The 19,607-nt window shown below is 43.8% G+C and carries 16 protein-coding genes and 1 pseudogene; 6 read left to right on the top strand and 11 right to left on the bottom strand.

Going from position 1 to position 19,607, the window contains the following annotated elements; genetic code table 11:
- On the bottom strand, positions 1 to 673 hold a 673-nt coding region (locus IM319_RS14360; RefSeq protein WP_425185168.1), incomplete at its 3' end, for a S8 family serine peptidase.
- A gap of 128 nt (positions 674 to 801) precedes the next feature.
- On the opposite strand from IM319_RS14360, the gene IM319_RS14355 reads away from it, so the two are divergent.
- Both IM319_RS14355 and IM319_RS14350 read left to right on the top strand, forming a co-directional pair.
- Positions 802 to 4,266 (top strand): type ISP restriction/modification enzyme, encoded by a 3,465-nt coding sequence (locus IM319_RS14355; protein WP_287736006.1) that lies wholly within the window; start codon positions 802 to 804, stop codon positions 4,264 to 4,266.
- A 39-nt stretch (positions 4,267 to 4,305) separates the two neighbouring features.
- Positions 4,306 to 4,428, top strand: a pseudogene (locus IM319_RS14350) (phenylpyruvate tautomerase MIF-related protein); the annotation flags it as partial.
- A 32-nt stretch (positions 4,429 to 4,460) separates the two neighbouring features.
- On the opposite strand, the gene IM319_RS14345 reads toward IM319_RS14350, so the two are convergent.
- The 3 genes from IM319_RS14345 to rimO form a co-directional block, all read right to left on the bottom strand.
- Positions 4,461 to 4,895, bottom strand: a complete 435-nt coding sequence (locus IM319_RS14345; protein ID WP_287736005.1) for a DUF4332 domain-containing protein — start codon at positions 4,893 to 4,895, stop codon at positions 4,461 to 4,463.
- A 223-nt stretch (positions 4,896 to 5,118) separates the two neighbouring features.
- A complete protein-coding gene (locus IM319_RS14340) occupies positions 5,119 to 6,558 on the bottom strand; it encodes a DEAD/DEAH box helicase (protein WP_287686230.1) in 1,440 nt (479 codons plus the stop codon).
- Positions 6,559 to 6,599: 41 nt separating this feature from the next.
- Complete coding sequence (gene rimO, locus IM319_RS14335) at positions 6,600 to 7,913, bottom strand: 30S ribosomal protein S12 methylthiotransferase RimO (RefSeq protein ID WP_286826142.1); 1,314 nt, start codon at positions 7,911 to 7,913, stop codon at positions 6,600 to 6,602.
- A 181-nt stretch (positions 7,914 to 8,094) separates the two neighbouring features.
- Between rimO and btpA the strand changes: the two genes are divergently transcribed.
- The 4 genes from btpA (at position 8,095) to IM319_RS14315 (ending at position 12,346) form a co-directional block, all read left to right on the top strand.
- Entirely contained in the window at positions 8,095 to 8,946 is an 852-nt protein-coding gene (gene btpA / locus IM319_RS14330) for a photosystem I biogenesis protein BtpA (RefSeq protein ID WP_286826141.1), read from the top strand.
- Between the two features lie 170 nt (positions 8,947 to 9,116).
- Entirely contained in the window at positions 9,117 to 10,103 is a 987-nt protein-coding gene (locus IM319_RS14325; RefSeq protein WP_287736004.1) for a vitamin K epoxide reductase family protein, read from the top strand.
- A 176-nt stretch (positions 10,104 to 10,279) separates the two neighbouring features.
- Positions 10,280 to 11,059, top strand: a complete 780-nt coding sequence (locus tag IM319_RS14320) for a hypothetical protein (RefSeq protein ID WP_287736003.1) — start codon at positions 10,280 to 10,282, stop codon at positions 11,057 to 11,059.
- A 48-nt stretch (positions 11,060 to 11,107) separates the two neighbouring features.
- On the top strand, positions 11,108 to 12,346 hold the full coding sequence (locus IM319_RS14315; protein WP_287736002.1) for a DNA cytosine methyltransferase: 1,239 nt from the start codon (positions 11,108 to 11,110) through the stop codon (positions 12,344 to 12,346).
- Between the two features lie 262 nt (positions 12,347 to 12,608).
- On the opposite strand, the gene IM319_RS14310 is transcribed toward IM319_RS14315, so the two are convergent.
- The 7 genes from IM319_RS14310 to IM319_RS22580 form a co-directional block, all read right to left on the bottom strand.
- Entirely contained in the window at positions 12,609 to 13,079 is a 471-nt protein-coding gene (locus IM319_RS14310) for a hypothetical protein (RefSeq protein ID WP_287736001.1), read from the bottom strand.
- Positions 13,080 to 13,122: 43 nt separating this feature from the next.
- A complete protein-coding gene (locus IM319_RS14305; protein ID WP_287736000.1) occupies positions 13,123 to 14,736 on the bottom strand; it encodes an ABC transporter substrate-binding protein in 1,614 nt (537 codons plus the stop codon).
- 165 nt (positions 14,737 to 14,901) lie between these two features.
- Entirely contained in the window at positions 14,902 to 15,822 is a 921-nt protein-coding gene (locus IM319_RS14300) for an FTR1 family iron permease (RefSeq protein WP_287735999.1), read from the bottom strand.
- Between the two features lie 34 nt (positions 15,823 to 15,856).
- On the bottom strand, positions 15,857 to 16,291 hold the full coding sequence (locus tag IM319_RS14295) for a ferritin-like domain-containing protein (protein ID WP_002731529.1): 435 nt from the start codon (positions 16,289 to 16,291) through the stop codon (positions 15,857 to 15,859).
- 245 nt (positions 16,292 to 16,536) lie between these two features.
- On the bottom strand, positions 16,537 to 17,397 hold the full coding sequence (locus IM319_RS14290) for a tetratricopeptide repeat protein (RefSeq protein WP_286826133.1): 861 nt from the start codon (positions 17,395 to 17,397) through the stop codon (positions 16,537 to 16,539).
- Positions 17,398 to 17,511: 114 nt separating this feature from the next.
- Entirely contained in the window at positions 17,512 to 19,197 is a 1,686-nt protein-coding gene (gene ilvD, locus IM319_RS14285) for a dihydroxy-acid dehydratase (RefSeq protein ID WP_287736007.1), read from the bottom strand.
- Positions 19,198 to 19,531: 334 nt separating this feature from the next.
- The gene (locus IM319_RS22580) at positions 19,532 to 19,603 is read right to left on the bottom strand and encodes a hypothetical protein (RefSeq protein WP_286825964.1); all 72 of its coding nucleotides are present in this window, start codon (positions 19,601 to 19,603) and stop codon (positions 19,532 to 19,534) included.
- Positions 19,604 to 19,607 lie beyond the last annotated feature (4 nt).

Below are 19,607 nucleotides of genomic sequence, written 5' to 3'. Positions count from 1 at the left end.
GGTCATTGGGGAATGTCGCCTTCGGGGTAATTGTACCCAGCGTCCGAATATAGTCAGGTTCAATGTATTCAAAAATCGGATTGGAGCGATATTGTGTCAGAATCTTCTCCACAGAGAGCGACCCCGATAACTTCCAAACCTCTGCCCCCGTTAGTTTAATCTTCCGGGTGCTGACAGCACCAAAGAGGGACTGAAACTGAGCAACTTGGGCGCTGGCGATCCCCTTCTTAAACTTGACAATGAGTTGATTCGGAGCATAAGGGGCAAGGGTGCTAGTTGCTGCCGGTCTTAGCTCGGAGGTGACGGGGTCGGCAGTGGGTACAGAGGCAGGACTCGACGCTGGACTGGTGGAATAACCAGAAGAGTCAATACTGAGGGAAGCGGAAAACGCCACTTGACTCGTAGCAGCAGGGGAGACTGGAACTGTGGGGGCCTCCGAGGAGAGTGTAGATGGGGAGGGGTTAGAGTTCAGGACTCCTAAGGGAGAAGTTTCCTTCGATGCCGACTCAGCTAAAATCGCACCTTTACGCCCAAGAGGATCTGTGTCATCAATCTGAGCATCAATGCAATATCTTGTTCCTTTGTCAATTTGTTCTAAATCTGTAGATAAAAGCGTGATAGTAAGAGGATTGAGCAAACTGTCACGAACAACGAAATCAAGAAAATCAGTCATCTTTAATTTCCTCCAAGACAAGAGAGATAAATAATTACAATGGTGATTCTAACCGTTCAAAGCAGAAATGTTCAATCTTGTAACAAAATTTTTTAATATTAACCTTAATTATCTAGACTACAGTTTTTATGAATCCCCTCGTCAATTATTTTCGCAACCTGCAAGAAATCCACTCCTCCCAAGCAGCGGTAAAAGAAACCTCCTACTACGGCACTCTCGAAACTCTCCTCAACGAAATCGGTAAAACCCTAAAACCGCGAGTCCGCTGCATTATCAACCTCAGAAATCAGGGTGCAGGATTGCCGGATGGGGGACTCTTTAACGTCAATCAATTCCCCAAAAATCAAGAATTAGAACCTTTTACGGCGGTTTTTCCCGAAAGAGGTGCGATCGAGATTAAGGGAACCAAAGAAGATATCAAAAAAATCGCCGCCAGCGAGCAAGTACAAAAATACTGGCAAAAATACGGTCAAGTATTAGTCACCAATTATCGCGATTTTCTGCTCATTGGTCGCAATAGCCAAGGTCAACCGGTAGAATTAGAAGCCTATAGTTTAGCCCCGTCAGAAGCCGAGTTTTGGCTAAAAACCTCAAATCCATCCAAATTTGCCGCCGAACAGGGTGATAGCCTCTTAGAATACCTAAAGAGAGTGCTTTTACAGGCGGCTCCTATCACCTCACCGGCTGATGTTGCTTGGTTCCTCGCTTCCTATGCGCGCGACGCAAAAGCACGCTTAGAACATCATTCCGATCTTCCCGCTCTGGCCAATATTCGTCAAGCTTTAGAAAATGCCCTAGGTATCAAATTTGAACAGGAACAGGGAAATAAATTTTTTCGTTCTACCCTCGTGCAAACCCTCTTTTATGGGTTATTTTCCGCTTGGGTATTATGGCACAAGCAAAACCACGATCGCCAGGATAATTTCGATTGGAAATTAGCAGCCTACTATCTCCATGTTCCCATGTTAGCGATTCTTTTTGAGCAGATCGCCGCACCGAGTAAGTTAAAATCTTTGGGATTAGTAGAAGTCTTGAACTGGACCGGTGCAGCTTTAAATCGAGTGCGACGAGAGGAATTTTTTCGTCAATTCGATGAAGGACAAGCGGTACAGTATTTCTATGAACCATTTCTGCAAGCTTTTGATCCCGATTTACGCAAGGAATTGGGAGTTTGGTACACTCCTCCGGAAATTGTTCGCTATATGGTAGCGCGAGTCGATCGAGTTTTACGAGAAGAATTAAATATCGAGGACGGTTTAGCTAATCCCGATGTTTATATTCTCGATCCTTGCTGTGGAACCGGTGCTTATTTAGTCGAGGTTTTGCGCTATATTACCGATACTTTACAGGAAAATGGGTCGGGGGCTTTAGCCATGGCTTTGGTGAAAAAAGCAGCTATAGAAAGAATTTTCGGTTTCGAGATTTTAACCGCTCCTTTTGTCGTCGCTCATCTACAATTAGGTTTATTCCTGCAAAGTTTGGGTGTACCTTTAATAGAAGATAGTGAACGCGTCGGGGTTTATCTGACTAATGCTTTAACCGGTTGGCAACCCCCAGACGAGGAAAGCAAACAGAAAATTCAACAGCTACAATTAAATTTTCCGGAGTTAAATAAGGAACGAGAGGCAGCTGATGAAGTTAAGCGCGGTAAACCGATTTTAGTTATTCTCGGTAATCCTCCCTACAATGCTTTTGCTGGAACCAGTCCCACGGAAGAAGCAGGTTTAGTGGAAGTATATAAACAGGGTTTGATCTCCGATTGGGGGATTAAAAAGTTTAATTTGGATGAACTCTATGTGCGCTTTTTTCGTTTAGCAGAAAGATGTATCTCTGAAAATACCGGTAAAGGAGTTGTTTGTTATATTTCTAACTATTCTTGGGTTAGTGAACCTTCTTTTGTTATCTTGAGACAGAATCTATTAAAGAATTTCAATAAGTTCTGGATCGAGAATATGCACGGAAATCGCAAAATTTCTGAATATGCACCCGATGGTAGAACCAGTGAGACAATTTTCTCGATACCCGGATTCTCAGCAGGAATTAAACAGGGAGTTGTGATTTCTCTTTGGTTGAAAGATAATTCTCAGCAAGGAACTAAGGTTTTATTCCGAGATGATATTGATGCAGCTAAAGCAGTTGAAAGAAGGTCACAACTTTTAGATAGTTTAAATAATCAAGATTTTGATGATTTTTATCAAGTCTCTAACCCAGAACAATCTAATCGTTATTCTTTCCGTCCCTCCGATGTTTCTTCTCAATATTTAGCATGGCCAAAGTTAACAGATTTATGTGCCGATTCTCCAATTACAGGATACAAAGAAAATCGAGGCTATAGTTTTATTGATACCGATAAAACTATCCTTACTGAAAGAATAAGTCAATACTTTGATAAAAATGTTTCTTGGGAAGACTTAGAGAGATTAAATACAGGTTTGACCAAAGATGTTGCTCGATTTGATGCGAAGAAAGCACGAGATAAAATTTTAAAATTACAGGAAAAGTTTAATCAAAAAATGCTGCTTCGTTATCTGCTAAGACCCTACGAAGTTAAGTGGTGTTATTATACTCAAATCAGACCACTTTGGAACGAATCTAGACCCTCATTATTTATTCATCAATTTCAAGGTAATTCCTTTTTAGTCAGTCGTCCTGCTGGAGTAGCAACCCCTGAAGGAATACCTTTTTATTTTACTAACTGTTTAGGAGATTTTGACTTTATTAGAGGTCATGCTTATCATTTCCCGATGCGATTACGTCAAAACTATTCAGAGACAGTAAATACAGAAGATAATACTCAAGGAAAATTATTCGATTCCAGTGACTTTAATACTTCTCAAATTAAAGCTAATCTCTCGGAAAAATCTCGTCAATACTTAAAGCAAATGGGTATTAATAATCTCGAGGAAAATATCGAGAATGCTTCCTTAATTTGGCTGCACGCATTAGCTATTGGATACTCCCCCTTGTATCTTCGGGAAAATGCCGACGGTATTCGTCAAGACTTCCCAAGAATTCCCCTTCCCAAGAGCCAAGAATTATTAATTAAATCTGCCGAACTAGGACAAGCGATCGCCTCTCTTTTAGACACAGAAAATCCCGTTATAGGAGTGACAAAAAAACCGACTCCTGCACTGCAAAAAATCGCCTTGATTTCCTGCACTGATGGGGTAAATTTAAACCCAGATAAGGGAGATTTAATTATTAACGTTGGTTGGGGACATGGGGGTAAAAATGGCGTGACGATGCCGGGTAAAGGAAAAGCGATCGCAAGACAATATACAACCGCAGAAATGAGCGTAATTAGCCCAGAAATGCGAAAATTATTAGGAACGAAAACCTATGATATTTATCTCAATGATCGAGCCTATTGGCAAAATATACCATCCCGGGTATGGGAATATACCATCGGGGGTTATCAAGTCATTAAAAAATGGCTAAGTTATCGCGAGGAAAAATTATTAGGACGGGGATTAACTATCGCAGAAGTGCAGGAAGTAAGCGAGATGACTAGAAGAATTACTGCGATTATTCTCCTAGAATCAGACCTAGATGATAACTATCAAAATATCAAAACAGCCGTGTATTCTTTTTAATATCTTCTGGTCTAATCCTATGTGATGACAGCTTGATAATCGGGGATAAAAATGACTTTTGCTGGCACTTTTGAGCCAGTGTATTATGTGGAGATTAAAAGCGTTGGTTCTATTTCTCCTGCTCAAACTAAAAACATGAGTAGTGATTTTTGTCAAGAAATTTAGGCTTATTTAGGAATACCGAAAAATCGCATTTATTTTAACTCTCTGGTTAAGATTTTTGACTGTTCAATCCAAGCTAACATCACCGCAATATCGGGACATAAATCGCGTCTTTGCAGATTAGCCACCTGAAAGCGGAGAATCTGTCGATGCAATTGCTGAATTGATGTCTGTGCCAATTGCGGGATGGAAGCAATACCGGCATGAACCAGCAAACCGCAGTATTGACAACCCACGGCGGGAATCGAGGCTAATTCCGCCATTGCCACCCACTTATTAATATGTTTAGCCTGGATTTGCATTCTTACTGCTAATTTTTCCTTACCCAATTGCGGACGAACTTTTTGCAAAAGTTGTGCGGTGGTGTCGATACCGCAATCCTTTAATTTTTGGCAATCTTGGTCACTTAACCCCGGCAAATGTTCAATTAACCAGCTTTGCCTGTGGATAAGTTGCGATCGATTCATCGAAATTATTAACTATTGATAAGTAGATTATAGCGGTTATCTTCAGGCTCAGATTAGCTGGTCGATGTCTCGTGAGAATCGATCCCCCTAGCTTCGGTATCCCCTTTTTTAAGGGGAAAAAGGAGGAATTCAATGTGTAGTTTTTATGAATTATACACAAAAAAAAGTTGATAGAACCAAAACGGTCTATCAACTCTAAAATTACTTCTTCAGGAACTAAAAATTAACGTTCTTGAAAGACGATTTTTTTGTCCAAGGAAGGACGGTTATTCGACTTAGAAGGATACTTATTGCCACCACCGCGGGGAGTTTTATTAATCACCGGTTTACTGCTCGCCGGTGCGGGAACTTCCCAATCGGTTTTCATCCACTGGGGACAATTTTGATCGTAGATCATTTGCAGGGCAGCCGCCGCGATCGCTTGGGGATCGTATTCTTCACTTAAATCCCGCACTAAAGGCAAGAAAGAAGCCATACGTTCCCCCGATAAAGCCTCTTTTAGCTGATTTTGCAGCTTGGTCAGGCGTTTTGCTTCTACTTCGGTGCGACTAGGAATGGGACTAGATTCCAGACGTTGACGCAAACGCTGTTCGATCTGACGCAACAAACGCCGATCGATCGGTTCTACTAAGGATATAGCAGTTCCCGTTTTACCGGCGCGGCCCGTGCGGCCAATGCGGTGAATATAGGTTTCGGCATTATCCGGCAGATCATAGTTAATAACGTGGCTGAGATTTTCCACATCTAGACCGCGGGCCGCGATATCCGTGGCTACCACTAATTTAATTTTGCCCTCGCGGAAACGTTGCACCAGTCGTTCCCGTTGCACTTGGCTTAAGTTACCGTGGTATTCATCCACCGTTTGCCCCGCTTCTTGCAGTTTGCTGGTTAATTCGGCCGCAGTTTGCTTGGTGCGGACGAAAATAATCGCCGATTCTAGGGGTTCGATCTCTAACAGGGGTTGCAGGACTTTTAATTTCGTCCAACCGCGAGGGATCAGATAAATTTTCTGCTCGATTTTAGCAGGAGCGGCCTGGGGTTGAGAAACCGTCACAGAAACGGGAGATTTCAAGAAATTAGCGATTAAATCGCGGATTTCCCGGGGCATAGTTGCCGAGAAACAGGCGGTTTGACGGGTGGAGGGGGATGCTTGCAGAATTTTCTTAACATCATCGATGAAACCCATACTGAGCATTTCGTCCGCTTCATCGAGGACTACCCAGTTTAGGGATTCTAGATGGAGTTTTTTGCGATCGAGCAGATCGATTACCCGGCCGGGAGTCCCGACCACAATCTGGACACCTTTTTCCAGACTGCGGATCTGACGTTCCATGGATTGACCACCACAGACTGTCAGGATAAAGAGACGACGATCATCAGAGAAATCTTTGATGGCGCTGGCCACCTGTTGGGCTAATTCCCGGGTGGGGGTGAGGATTAAAGCTTGAACGTTAGGATTTTTGGTGTCCATGCGTTCGAGTAAAGGCAGGGAATAGGCGGCAGTTTTGCCGGTTCCCGTTTGCGACATTCCTACCATGTCATGGCCTTCTAACAGGAGAGGGATGGCTTTGGATTGAATTTCGGTGGGGGTGGTGAATCCAAGCGTTTCTAGGTGTTGAAGACGGCTATCGGATAAACCTAAATTGTTGAAACCAGTGGTCATAGGGATTGTTTTGTGGGAATTAAATTAGAAAAATGGAAAAATTAGACTATTTCGCCGTAGAGATCGTAGGTATCGGCCGAAGTGATTCGGACCTGTACGATCGCACCTAGAATCGCCTCCCCTGTCACATAAACCAAGCCATCCACTTCCGGGGAAAAACGAGCGGAACGCCCGATTAACTCCCCTGTTTCTGGGTTTTCCTGTTCGATGAGAACATCGACAGTGTCACCGATATAAGCTTGATTTTTGCGCTCCGAGATTGGTTGCTGAGTTAACATCAACCGTTCGCGGCGTTCGTCCATAATTGCCTGTGGCACTGGATTGGGCAGGTCAAAAGCGGCTGTACCTTCTTCGGCGGAGAAGGTAAACACCCCGACGTGATCGAACTCATGACGCTTGACAAATTCCAGCAGATGGCTGAAATGTTCCTCGGTTTCTCCGGGGAAACCGACGATAAAAGTCGTTCGTAAAACCGCGTTCGGGATAGCTTGCTTGATCCGCTCGATAATGCCATCGTTGACTCGTCCTTGCCAGGGACGGTTCATCGCCCGCAGGATGTCGGGATGGGAATGCTGTAGCGGCAAGTCTAGATAGGGTAAAACATTCGGGGTCTCTCGGATCGCCTCGATAACCTTTGGCGTTAACCCGGTCGGGTAAGCGTAGTGAACGCGAATCCAAGGTATATCGACTTCTCCCAGCGCTCGCAAGAGTTCCGCTAATTTGGGTTCGCCATATAAGTCTAACCCATAATTGGTTGTTATTTGCGAAATGAGAATTAATTCTTGGACTCCTTGGCCGGCCAATTGTCGCGCTTCGGCTACAATGGACTCGATCGATCTCGATCGCTGATCGCCGCGCAGGTGGGGAATAATACAGAAAGCACAGCGATAATCGCAGCCTTCGGCCACCCGCAGATAGGCGACTCCTTCGGTAGTGGTGCGATAACGGGGTAGATTTTCATCAGCGATAAAAGTGGGATCGGCGCTGACTTCCTTGACGCGTTCTCCCGTCTCTACCCGTTCCACGATCTCGACGATTTTCTGATAATCTCCCGTGCCAACAATGGCCACGGCTTCCGGCAATTCCGTCAGGAGTTCATCTTGGAAATGTTGGGCCATACAGCCGGAGATAATAATTTTTTTATTAGCTTCCGCCAGTTCCACGAGGGTGCGAACGGATTCTTCTCTAGCTGCTTGAATGAAACTACAGGTATTAACGATAACGTAATCGGCCAACTCCTCGTCATTATCTACGGGATAGCCAGCCTTGGCCAGCAGTCCTAACATATGCTCGGAGTCGATCCGGTTTTTCTCACAGCCTAGGTGTGAGATAGCGATGGTTGGCTTATTGCCCATGCGATCGAGTATCAACCAAATCTTAAACTTCTCTAATGTTAAGACATTTTAACGGATTCCGGACTTGATAAAATCATTAGCAGTTAAAATATTTTCCCCCCTGTGGCCCCGTGGCTAGGCCTTGACCCTGTTAAAATGGGTGAGCGGCGCCTGGTTGGGGACGCTAAGAGTAGTAGACGCTGTGAACTTAATTGCAACTTTCAAGACAAAAAACCCGATTATTGGCGTGGTTCATCTCGCCCCCCTGCCCACTTCCCCCCGTTGGGGTGGTAGTCTCAAGACGGTGATCGAGCGGGCTGAACAGGAGGCGACGGCCTTGGCTGCCGGTGGTGTTGATGGTTTGATTATCGAGAATTTTTTTGATGCCCCCTTTACCAAGCAACAGGTGGATCCCGCCGTGGTTAGTGCCATGACTTTAATTGTTGATCGCATTAAAAATCTGGTGGTCTTACCGATCGGTCTTAATGTTCTCCGCAATGATGCCCATAGTGCCTTAGCGATCGCTACCTGTGTCAAGGCCCAATTTATTCGAGTTAATGTGCTAACGGGGGTTATGGCTACCGATCAGGGCATTATTGAGGGTCAGGCCCACGAACTCCTGCGTTATCGGCGCGAATTGGGGTCTGAGGTCAAAATTTTAGCGGATGTTTTGGTTAAACACGCCCGCCCCTTGGCAACTCCTAATCTGACTACGGCAGTTCAAGATACGATCGAACGGGGACTAGCAGACGGGGTGATTCTCTCCGGTTGGGCTACCGGTAGCCCCCCTAGTTTTGAGGATTTGGAACTGGCAGTGGCGGCGGCCAAGGGAACACCGGTTTTTATCGGCAGCGGGGCTGATTTGGACAATATCGGGCGGTTACTGCCGGCTGCTGATGGGGTGATCGTGGCTAGTTCCCTCAAGCGTCATGGCAAAATTACTGAACCGGTGGATCCGATCCGGGTGTCGCAATTTGTGGAAACGGCCCGGCAGATCAACGATCAAAAAGCAAAAATTAATAATTCTCTCCCTTCTTTGCCTCTGTCCACATAACCCCTTGCTAGAATGGCGGATAGTTTCAGGGGATAGCGATCCTAAGTTTTTAGGAATTGAAAACGTCCTAATTAACACAATATCGTTACGGGATTTTTCCTTTCGACAAAGTACATTTCGATTTACCTTCGGACTCCTGAATTCTGCTGTAATTTAATCTAAATAATATTATGCGTCGTCGTTCTGTACCTTGGATTCATCGCTACTCCCGGCCCCTAATTGGGGGGGTTTCGATCGTGGGGGCGATTCTGACCGGCTATTTAACCATTACCAAACTGACGGGAGGGGCTGCTGCCTGTACCGCCGGGGCTAGTGATGGGGCTGGTTGTAGTGGTGTTCTTAATAGTCCCTACGCTACGGTTTTCGGGCTGCCCTTGAGTTTGTTCGGTTTTTTGGCCTATATGGCCATGGCGGTTTTTGCCCTCAGTCCTCTATTTATCAATGGGGAAACTCAGAAAAATCTCCGCAAAAGTTTAGAAAATAATACTTGGTTATTGCTGTTAGCAGGGGCGACGGCGATGGCGGTATTTAGTGGTTATTTAATGTATATTCTAGCCACGGAATTAAAGGAATTGTGTCCCTACTGCATCACTTCGGCTTTGTTCGCTTTAACCCTATTAATTCTCACAATTATCGGGCGCGAATGGGAAGGTTTAGGACAAATTATACTGCCGATGGTTGTAGTGGCAATGATTACTTTTGTGGGAACTTTAGCGGTTTATGCGGGAGTAAATTCCCCCACGGTGGCAGGAGGAAAAGAAGAAATTACCCGGCCAATGACAGCTGCTACACCCCCGTATGGTTGGGAAGTAACCACGGTTTCGGGAAAAGCAGAAATCGCCCTGGCTAAACATTTAAAAGCAATTGGTGCGAAGGAATACGGGGCTTTTTGGTGTCCCCACTGTTACGATCAAAAACAGTTATTTGGTAAGGAAGCTGGAGAAATCCTCAAAAAAGAAGGGGTTTATATCGAATGCGATCCCCAAGGGGTTAATGGTAATCCCCAAGCTTGTCGCGATGCCGGAATTAAAGGTTTCCCCACTTGGATTATTAAGGGTCAAGAATATTCGGGAACCCAAAGATTAGAGAAATTGGCGGAGATTTCTGGTTATACTGGCCCGATGAATTTTAAATATACAGTTCCGGGGCGCAAGTAGGAAAGAGTTAAAAGTTATACTGGAGGCTGAACAAGGTTCAGCCTTTATTATTGTCTATTATCTCGATGTCGTTATAGCTGGTGTCTAATTAATATTTGTTGATATGACCAGCAGCAACAATTAAATTAATAGTTTTAAGCAAAAAGTAAACAATCCAAACGCAGCAACTAACTCTAATGAACTATTTATACTCTTATCGCCATAATTTAACCCAATTATTAGAAGAAATTAATTTACAGAAACCTTCGATCAAAATTCCTACCTTTGTTACTCATGACTTGGTAGATACTTATCAAATTTGTCGTCTAATTGATGATTTCATTTTTGAATATTTTCAAGAAAATAGAACAACAGACACAGACATTGCAGACAATAGCGATCAAAAAATCGATGATGCTTTGGATGAGTTCCAGTCTAAAGTAGTTGAAAAAATCCTGAAAGAAAAACAGGATTTTAAAAATATATCTCTCAAAAAGAAGAAAGGATTTAAAAATATTTTTGAGTTTGCTCAATGTGAAAACTTGTACTTATCGAATAAATATGTCAATCTTATCTCCGAAAGTCTAGGTCATACTTTAGAAGAAATTGCTTCTATTAGTTCACAGGTTTTTGTACCAGAAAAAATTCTAAATTTTAAAATCAAAGGTGTGGATTTAGTAGTTTTTAATCAAGGAATAATCAAATACACTCAATTAAAAACTAAAAAAGATACTCTTACTGGTAGCCAGAGTGATCGGAGTATCAATGAATTAAAAATACATCCTAACTCAGTTTTTGCCGCTGCTTTAGATATGGGCAATTCTTGGACAATTAGCAAAACCAAAGCTAAAGAGAATAATATTGAGCTATTAGCAGGGCAAGCTTTTTGGTCAATGTTGGACTTAGATTATGAAACTATCCTGAATAAGTTAAAGATGACAGTCAGGAAAATCGAAAAAGAACTTTATCAAGTTTAGCTACTTTGATGTATAATAAAGAGGTAGATAAGTTGCTAATTATTGATTATGACTCAGGTAAATCTACAAAAAGCCGCTAATATTCTCGGTGTAACTACCGCAGAAATACTAACATGGCAAAAGAAAAAATTAATCAAAGGTCAGAAAATCAATCAAGTTGATTGGTTATTTGATCTCGAGCAATTAACCAATCTTAAAAATAACCAATCCCCCGGAGAATTGAGAATTTTACAAACTGTTGAGCCAACTAATTACACGGTTATCGAATTATTTGCTGGCTGTGGTGGTATGGCTTTAGGTTTAGAAAATGCGGGACTAAAAACGCAATTACTGGTGGAAATTAACCAAGATTGTGTTAATACTTTAAGACTTAATCGACCGCAATGGAATGTTATAAATCAAGACATAAAAAAGATTAAATTTTCTGATTTTAGAGACAAAATAGATATTGTAGCTGGAGGTTTTCCCTGCCAACCTTTTAGTTATGCTGGGTTAGGGAAAGGATTAGAAGATTTGAGAGGGAGCTTATTTTTTGAGTTTGCTCGTTGTTTACAGGAAGTACAACCTAAAATTGCTATGGCCGAAAATGTTCGAGGATTATTAAGTAATAAAAAAGGAGAAACTCTGCAATTAATGCTGCAAGCTTTACAGGAAATCGGTTATTATGCTGCTTATCAAGTTTTATCGGCTCAATTTCTCGATGTTCCCCAAAAAAGAGAAAGATTAATTATTATTGCCACCCGTCAAGACCTAAATATTAAACCCATTTTTCCCCAATATAAAAACTATACTATTTCTTTGAAAAAAGCTCTAGAGAATTGTCCAATTTCTCTGGGAGTAGAATATAAAGAAAGAAAAAAAGCGATTATGTCCTTAGTTCCCGCAGGAGGAAATTGGCGGAATTTGCCGATGGATATTCAAAAAGAATATATGAAAAATAGTCTCAAAAATCACGGAGGCCGGACAGGATATGCTAAAAGATTATCTTGGGATGAACCAGCTTTAACTATTACCTGTAGTCCAGCACAAACCCAAACAGAAAGATGCCATCCCCAAGAAACTCGTCCTTTGACTGTGAGAGAATATGCACGAGTGCAGTCCTTCCCCGATGATTGGCAATTTACCGGTAATTTAACCTCTCAATATCGACAGATTGGTAATGCGGTTCCTGTTAATATGGCCTATCATCTTGGTGGCTGTTTAATTAATATGTTGCAAGGGGATTATCTGGGGGAAACACAGCCAAAAACTGAACAGTTAAGCATTCCGGGGTTAGAAGTTAATTAGAGTTTGCGGCAAAAAGTTTGCTGGTGGGGGTAGGGTGTGGGGTGTGGGGTGTAGGGTTTTACCGATTTTGAGGGGGTCAATTACCTAATTTTTAGGGAAAAAGTCCCTGAATTTTCCCCCTGATCACTCCCATATCTGGTACTTTTTGATTTCGAAAAAGTCTAAAAGTTTTACCCAACAAGGTTTTTAGATTTATTCAGCAAACCCTAACTACCTCTTGCTTGAGTGCCTATCCTAACCAAGAAATTGATTTTGTCCGATTTTACTGTTCAGGGGGAATAACTTCTAAGGGAATACTTTCAGTTTCTCCCTCTTTAGATGGATTGACATCGGGACTTTTTTCTGAATCTGGAGTTTTTTCCACCGCTTTGGTTTCTGGGGTGGGGGGATTTTCGGGGGTTACTTCTGGACTGGGGTTATTTTCCGGGATGGGAGTGAATTCCACTGGAGTTTCGCTTTCAGGAGACGGGGAAACTTCGGGGGAAGCTTCGCTATTACGGGTTGTTTCCGCGGGAGTTTCTTCTATCCGGGGAGATTCTGGGGTAGTTGCGGGGGTAGTTGCGGGGGTAGTTGCGGGGGTATCTGGGGGGGTGTCTTCACTGATGTTTCGTTCTTCCTGGGGACAGGCTGCCGATTCTAAACCGAGATGACATCGGACTTCCTCCCGTCCCAAAGACACGGCAATTCCCGACACGGACATTAATAAAGCTAGGATGGGTAAGATATTCTTCATACAATTAGACTTGATTCTACTCCTCGACATCACATTGTCTATTTTAGATAGGATCGAACTGATATTGAGAACCCTTTGGCCCTTCATTGCCGCGATTAGCGCGCACCAGGGGAACTTGATTAAAAATGTTAAAATCCGTGGTGCTTCCCTGCAAGGTGATTCCTCGATTTAAAGTTTCGACTACAGTAGCACGGTCAGAACTTTTAGCGATCGCTTCTCCTAATACTTTCATGGTATCGTAGGCGGTAGCAGTACGCCAACTGACGCGACCGCGCCAACTTTTCAGCGCATCTTTGGCAAAAGGATCCGTTGCTTGGAAACTCCAAGGTACTGCTAGAACTAATCCGTCGATGCTATCTGCTCCTTGAATAAGTATATCGGGTGTATAAAGTTCATTTCCGCCTAATAAGAGCATTCCTGACGATTCTTGGGCAATAGCCACGGCTTGATTTATGCGATCACCATCTTTACTCAGGGCCAAAAATACCACCCTAGCGCCGGCTTTTTTGGCCTGATCTATGGCGGTTTTAGCGTTAAAATTGGCTTTAGTTGTGTCTATTTCCTTAACTATCTTGCCTCCCGGTTCTTTTATCGCTTTAGCAAAGGAATCCCTTAATTTTTGACTATAGGGACTATCGGAATCATAAAAAAGAACCACTGACGGAGAATTCTCTTGCTTACTAGCATAATTAGCCAAAGTTTTGGCCACCGCTTCCAGATAACTACCCAAAACTTCCTGAGACTTATCCTCAAGGGGAATAGTTTTCAGGGTTGATTTTCCCGTTTGACTAACACTGGTAGTCAGGGGAGAAAGAATCGCTAATCCTTCTTTTTCGTAACTTTCAATCGCTTTTTGACTAAAAGGATCGATTCCGTGGCCCATAACTGCCAAAACCTGACCGGATTGAATCAAATCATCGGCTATCGCTTTTGATTGTAACCCACCGCCATCATTAGCGATGACTATTTCCAAAGGATTACCCGGATTAGAATTATTAAACTCCTCTTGATACCTGGCCACACCTCGGAGAATTTCCTTGGCACTGTTGGGGTCGTTAGCGATGGGGACAACGACGGCTATAGTATTTTGATTACCTTTTTGTCTAGCTTTGGCGTTATTGTAATAGATTTTGCCCTCCGGGTCGTTTGCTTGGGGAGTGGCTGCCGGTTGGTAAGATGCGATCGCATTTGCCCAATCTTCCTTTTTAAAGGCCGCTGCGCCTTTTTCTTTGTTAGGAGTGAAATTAAGCAGTATTTTCTCGCCTTGGCTAAATAAATCGGGATTTTTAGCCGTATTACTCACAAAAGTTGTCTTGGGTTGCTTGTTTGGGGTTTTTTCTGGGACGACTTCGAGAGTACCGGGTTTGGGAATCAGCATTTGCAATAGACTCCAACCCCCTAAACCTGCGGTTAAAGCGGTAATTATCAAAGCGAAGGGAAGTAACCAGTTAGATTTTTGGCCAACTCTAGTTGTAGCACCCGGGGAGACCACAACCGTGGTTTTAACCGTCGTTGTTACGGGATCCATCGCTTCCCTAGGCAGGCCACAGATAGGACAATCAGGAGTAGTATTTTCGCAGGGTTCATGACCTCCCGCAATCGCTTGCGTATAAGGTTTACCATCTTTAGGGATACCGTCACATTGCCAAGTAGTCATAATCAGTTATCAGTTATCAGTTATCAGTTATCAGTTATCAGTGGGTAAGTTATCAGTTATCAGATTTGAGTTTTAAGTGAGCAGTATGTGTTAAGTGAGCAGTATTAAATAGCAGTTTCTTGCCATCTTTTCACTGTTTACTGATTACTGTTTACTGATCACTGATTACTGTTTACTGATCACTGTTTGAGGACGTTGTCGTAAGCTTTGGAAATAGAGGCCACCGATAAGCAGTAAAAAGAGGATATAAGCAACAATTTGACTGATATAGAGGTTTTGACGATAACCAAACAGGGATTTGAGGAGGAGTCCGGGGAAAGTGCGATCGCTCAAAATTTGGGAACCGTCCCAAACTTGAAAACCGAGAAGACAGGAGGAGGGGAGAGAAGGACAGAAACTTTGATAAAAAGGGTCAATTTGACTTAAAAGACTGATTCCTGCGTCGATATGTTTCAAAACACCGATGAGTAATCCCGCAACGATTAAGAGTAGGAAAGTCCCCATAATTTGGAAAAAGAGACGGATATTAATTTTTACTCCCCCTGCAAATAGGAGAATTCCCAACAAAGTCGCGACACTTAACCCCGCTATCGCACCGAAGGTTTGTAGCTGCCAATCTTTTTGGAATTGGGCCAGGATAAAGAGAACTGTTTCAAATCCCTCCCGCAAGACAGCGATAAAAACGAGCAGAAAAATCGCTTTTCCTGCCCCATTTTCCGATTTTAAACCCGCTTTTACCGCATTTTCTACCTCAGATTTCAAATATTTGGCCTGTTGAGTCATCCAAATTAACATCCAACTCAACATCAAAACGGCAATCAGTCCAAAAGTGGCGGCCAGTAATTCCTTGAGCATTGGTACAAATGGACTAGGAGAGGCATCCACTTGAAAAAGGATTCCCCCTAGCAAAATACCGACCAAAACACTAGCGACTACTCCTGCACCAATACCACGATACACCCATGAGTTAAGTTGCGATCGACCCGATTTTTGTAAACAAGCGAGGACAATTCCCACCACTAAAGCGGCCTCGAAACCTTCCCGGAGAGTGATAATAAAAGTGGGTAAAGCGGAACTGAGATTCATAAGCTAGTCGATAAACTCTAACTTTGATCCTAGCTTAAGCAAAATCCCGCAGCATCTTGCGAATTTCCAGATTGTGTAATTCTTCTTGTCCGATCATACCGCGAGCGAATTCTTCCAGGTAAATACTGGCATCTTCGACGGTTTCTAGGAGTGCTTTGTACAAATCAAGGGATTTTTTCTCATGATTGAGGCTCTCACTCAAGATTGCTTTGATATTATGTTCATAGCTTTCCTCGATGGGGGCAATTTTTAAGCTAGGATGACCTTCTAAACCGGTGAGAATTTCCCCAACTTGTTGCGCGTGGGTGAGGGACTCCGTGGCCTGAGTCTGGAAAAATTGGACGATGGGGATGCGATGGGGCCCTGTCACCATCAGGGAATAGTGGGTGTAACGGACAACTCCCGCTAGTTCAAATTCCATGATTTCGTTCAGTTGTTCGATGGTTTTGTCTCTGTCTAGTTCTCGCATAAGATTCTCAATAATTTGTCTCTCATTGCAATTGTAGCTAATCCAGACTGGCTAAATAAATCTTAAAACCTTGTTGGCTAATATCTTTAGGCTTTTTTGCCGTCAAAAAAGCCTAAAGATATTGGAGCAATCGGGGGGAAATTTTAGGCACTTTTTCCCTGAAAATGCCTAAAACCCCACACCCCACAAAAAACCTTTTCAGCAAACCCTAGGTACTGAATCGAGGCGATCGAGTCAAAAGGATTTTAGCTGGGGGAATAGCAACTCAAGAGGTCATTAAAGGTTTCATTTTGCCTTAAACCATCGAAAACAAAGTTATTACGCGCTAATTCGCCGCAAATATCCGGTTCTATGTCTAGAGCTTCCCGTAAACAGTCGATCGCTTTTTGTTGTTGACCGAGGGCGGCATAACAGCAGGCGGAATTATACCACGCATAGCGATCATCTCGATCGATTTTTAACGATTCTTCATAACAGGCGATCGCTTCTGTTAAACGCTGTAATTCCTGTAGGATCACACCCTGTTGATACCAGGACCAGTAATCTTGCGGTCGGATATCGAGGGCGGTACGATAATTAAATAAAGCCTCTTGGGGATTGCCCCAATCCCGGAAAGCGTCGCCGCGACGATACCAGGCCCAATAATCCCGGGGTCGCGCCCCTAGGGCCAGATCATAGGAAGTAATAGCGCGTTCGTAATTTTTCAGCAATCGATAGGCCTCCCCTTGCCGGTAGGCTGCCCAATAGTCCCCCGGACTATGACTTAAGGCTCGTTGAAAACAAGCGATCGCTTTTTCGTAGTCCTTTAATTCTTGTAGATAAACACAACCTTGATCGTACCAAGCCCAATAGTTATCATCCTTTACCTGTGCGGCGTTAGCATAACTTTGAGCGGCTTCTTCATACATTCCCAAGTCTTCTAGTATCATACCCCTTTTGTACCATGCCCAATAATCATCTGGATAATATTCTAAGGCTTTTTCGTAGCTGATTAAGGCTCCAAAATAGTCCATTCTTTCTCTTAAAATATTGCCTTGGTCATACCAGTCCCGATAGGTATCTGGACGGCATTCGAGCGCTCGATAGACAGTAAATAGATAGGTCATAGTCATCAATCTCTAACAATTGCATCCGTCAGTCTTATCAGTTATCAGTGAGAGTGTTAAGTGAGCAGTGAGAGAAACGGCGATCGCAATTGATCGCCAGTTGCTTTGACACTTTTAGAACAGATTCAGATCCGTTAAAGCACCGAGACTGCTAGAGGAGACTAACTTAGCGAATTTGCCGAGAATTCCCGTTTTATAGCGTGGGGGGTGCGGTTGCCAATGGTTACGACGACGGACTAATTCTTCCTCAGATACATTTAAACTCAAGAGACGCTGACGAGCATCAATAGTAATTTGATCCCCTTCCTCGACTAGAGCAATTGTACCACCCACTGCCGCTTCTGGAGCGACGTGACCGACCACCAGACCGTAGGTTCCCCCGGAAAAACGACCATCGGTAATTAATCCCACGGAATCCCCTAAACCGGCGCCGATAATTGCCGAAGTGGGGGCCAACATTTCCCGCATACCCGGTCCGCCTACTGGTCCCTCGTAACGGACAACCACCACATCCCCGGCTTTAATTTTTCCGGCTAAAATTGCCTCTAAACAGGTTTCTTCCGACTCAAACACCCGCGCGGGTCCGGTGATTACCGGAGTTTTCACGCCGCTAATTTTGGCCACAGACCCCTCCGTGGCCAGATTTCCCTTCAAAATGGCTAAATGACCCTCTTTATAGACAGGATTGCTAAAAGGACGGATAACATCTTGGCCTGACGGCGGTTGGTCGGGAATATCGGCTAAAATCTCGGCGATAGTCTGACCGCTAATGGTGAGAGCATCCCCGTGCAGTAAACCATTAACCAGCAGAATTTTCATCACTTGGGGAATACCGCCGGCTTTATGTAGATCCACGGTAACGTAACGCCCGGAGGGTTTAAGATCGCAGATAACCGGTACACGCTGCCGGATAGTTTCAAAATCATCGATCGATAATTCTACCCCCATGGTGCGGGAAATGGCTAAAAGGTGCAGGACAGCGTTAGTGGAACCTCCCACCGCCATAATTACCGAAATAGCGTTTTCAAAGGCTTTACGGGTCAAAATTTGGCTAGGTAGAATCTGTTTTCTAATCGCCTCGACCAAAACCTTGGCCGATTCTTCAGTACTATCGGCTTTTTCCGCATCTTCGGCGGCCATGGTCGAGGAGTAGGGTAAACTCATGCCCATGGCTTCAAAAATGGAAGACATGGTATTAGCAGTAAACATTCCACCACAGGAACCGGCACCGGGGCAAGCGTTGCGTTCAATTCCGATTAGGTCTTCTTCACTGATTTTACCAGCGCTGTACTGTCCCACGGCTTCAAAGGAACTGACCACGGTTAAATCGCAATCTTTGTAGCGCCCCGGTTTAATCGTGCCACCATAGACGAAAATAGCGGGAATATTCATCCGGGCCATGGCAATCATTGCCCCCGGCATATTTTTGTCACAACCCCCGATAGCGAGGACTCCATCGAGACTTTGACCATTACAGACGGTTTCAATGGAATCGGCGATTACTTCCCTAGAAACGAGAGAATATTTCATCCCTTCTGTTCCCATGGAAATTCCGTCACTAATGGTGATAGTCCCGAAAAGTTGCGGCATTCCCCCCGCTAATCTGGTTCCTGCTTCGGCACGCATTGCTAAATCATTAATTCCCATGTTACAGGGGGTAATGGTGCTAAATCCGTTAGCGATGCCGATGATTGGTTTGCTAAAGTCCTCATCCCCAAAACCTACCGCTCTTAACATGGCCCGATTGGGACTGCGTTGGGTACCTTGGGTAACAATGCGACTTCTGTAGTTATCTGCCATAACTTTATCTTTCTCCAATGGCGGCTGACGGGTGCGATCGCTGCTCAAGTTCTCCAATCGCACCTTTATTTCTATTTTCTGACTTTTGGCCGCTCTGAGCAGGTTTTAGGACAGCCCATCTCTAAAGAAAATATAAAACTGCGGGAGTATTCAGCAATTCAGCAATAACGAAGAGGCTATGGCTTTAGAAACTTTCGGAATTTTTTGGTGAAAAGTAGGTTGTCTGGGCATTTTGTCTGTTAATTTATCATAAAGAGTAACGAAGAGTCCGAAAAATTCGGGTAAGTAGGTTTCGACAATATCTTTCCAGGGACTGTCGAAAGATGTACTTGGTTCAGTCATGGTTTTGGGACAGCCAGTGGAGCAAATCTGCCTCATTTTCAAAGTCCAGGAGAGCTTCTCCCAAGTCT

Source organism: Microcystis sp. M113S1 (genome assembly GCF_020246945.1).
Taxonomy (GTDB): domain Bacteria; phylum Cyanobacteriota; class Cyanobacteriia; order Cyanobacteriales; family Microcystaceae; genus Microcystis.
Note: the sequence above shows the minus strand (reverse complement) of the source record. Positions and strands in the feature narration are given on the sequence as shown.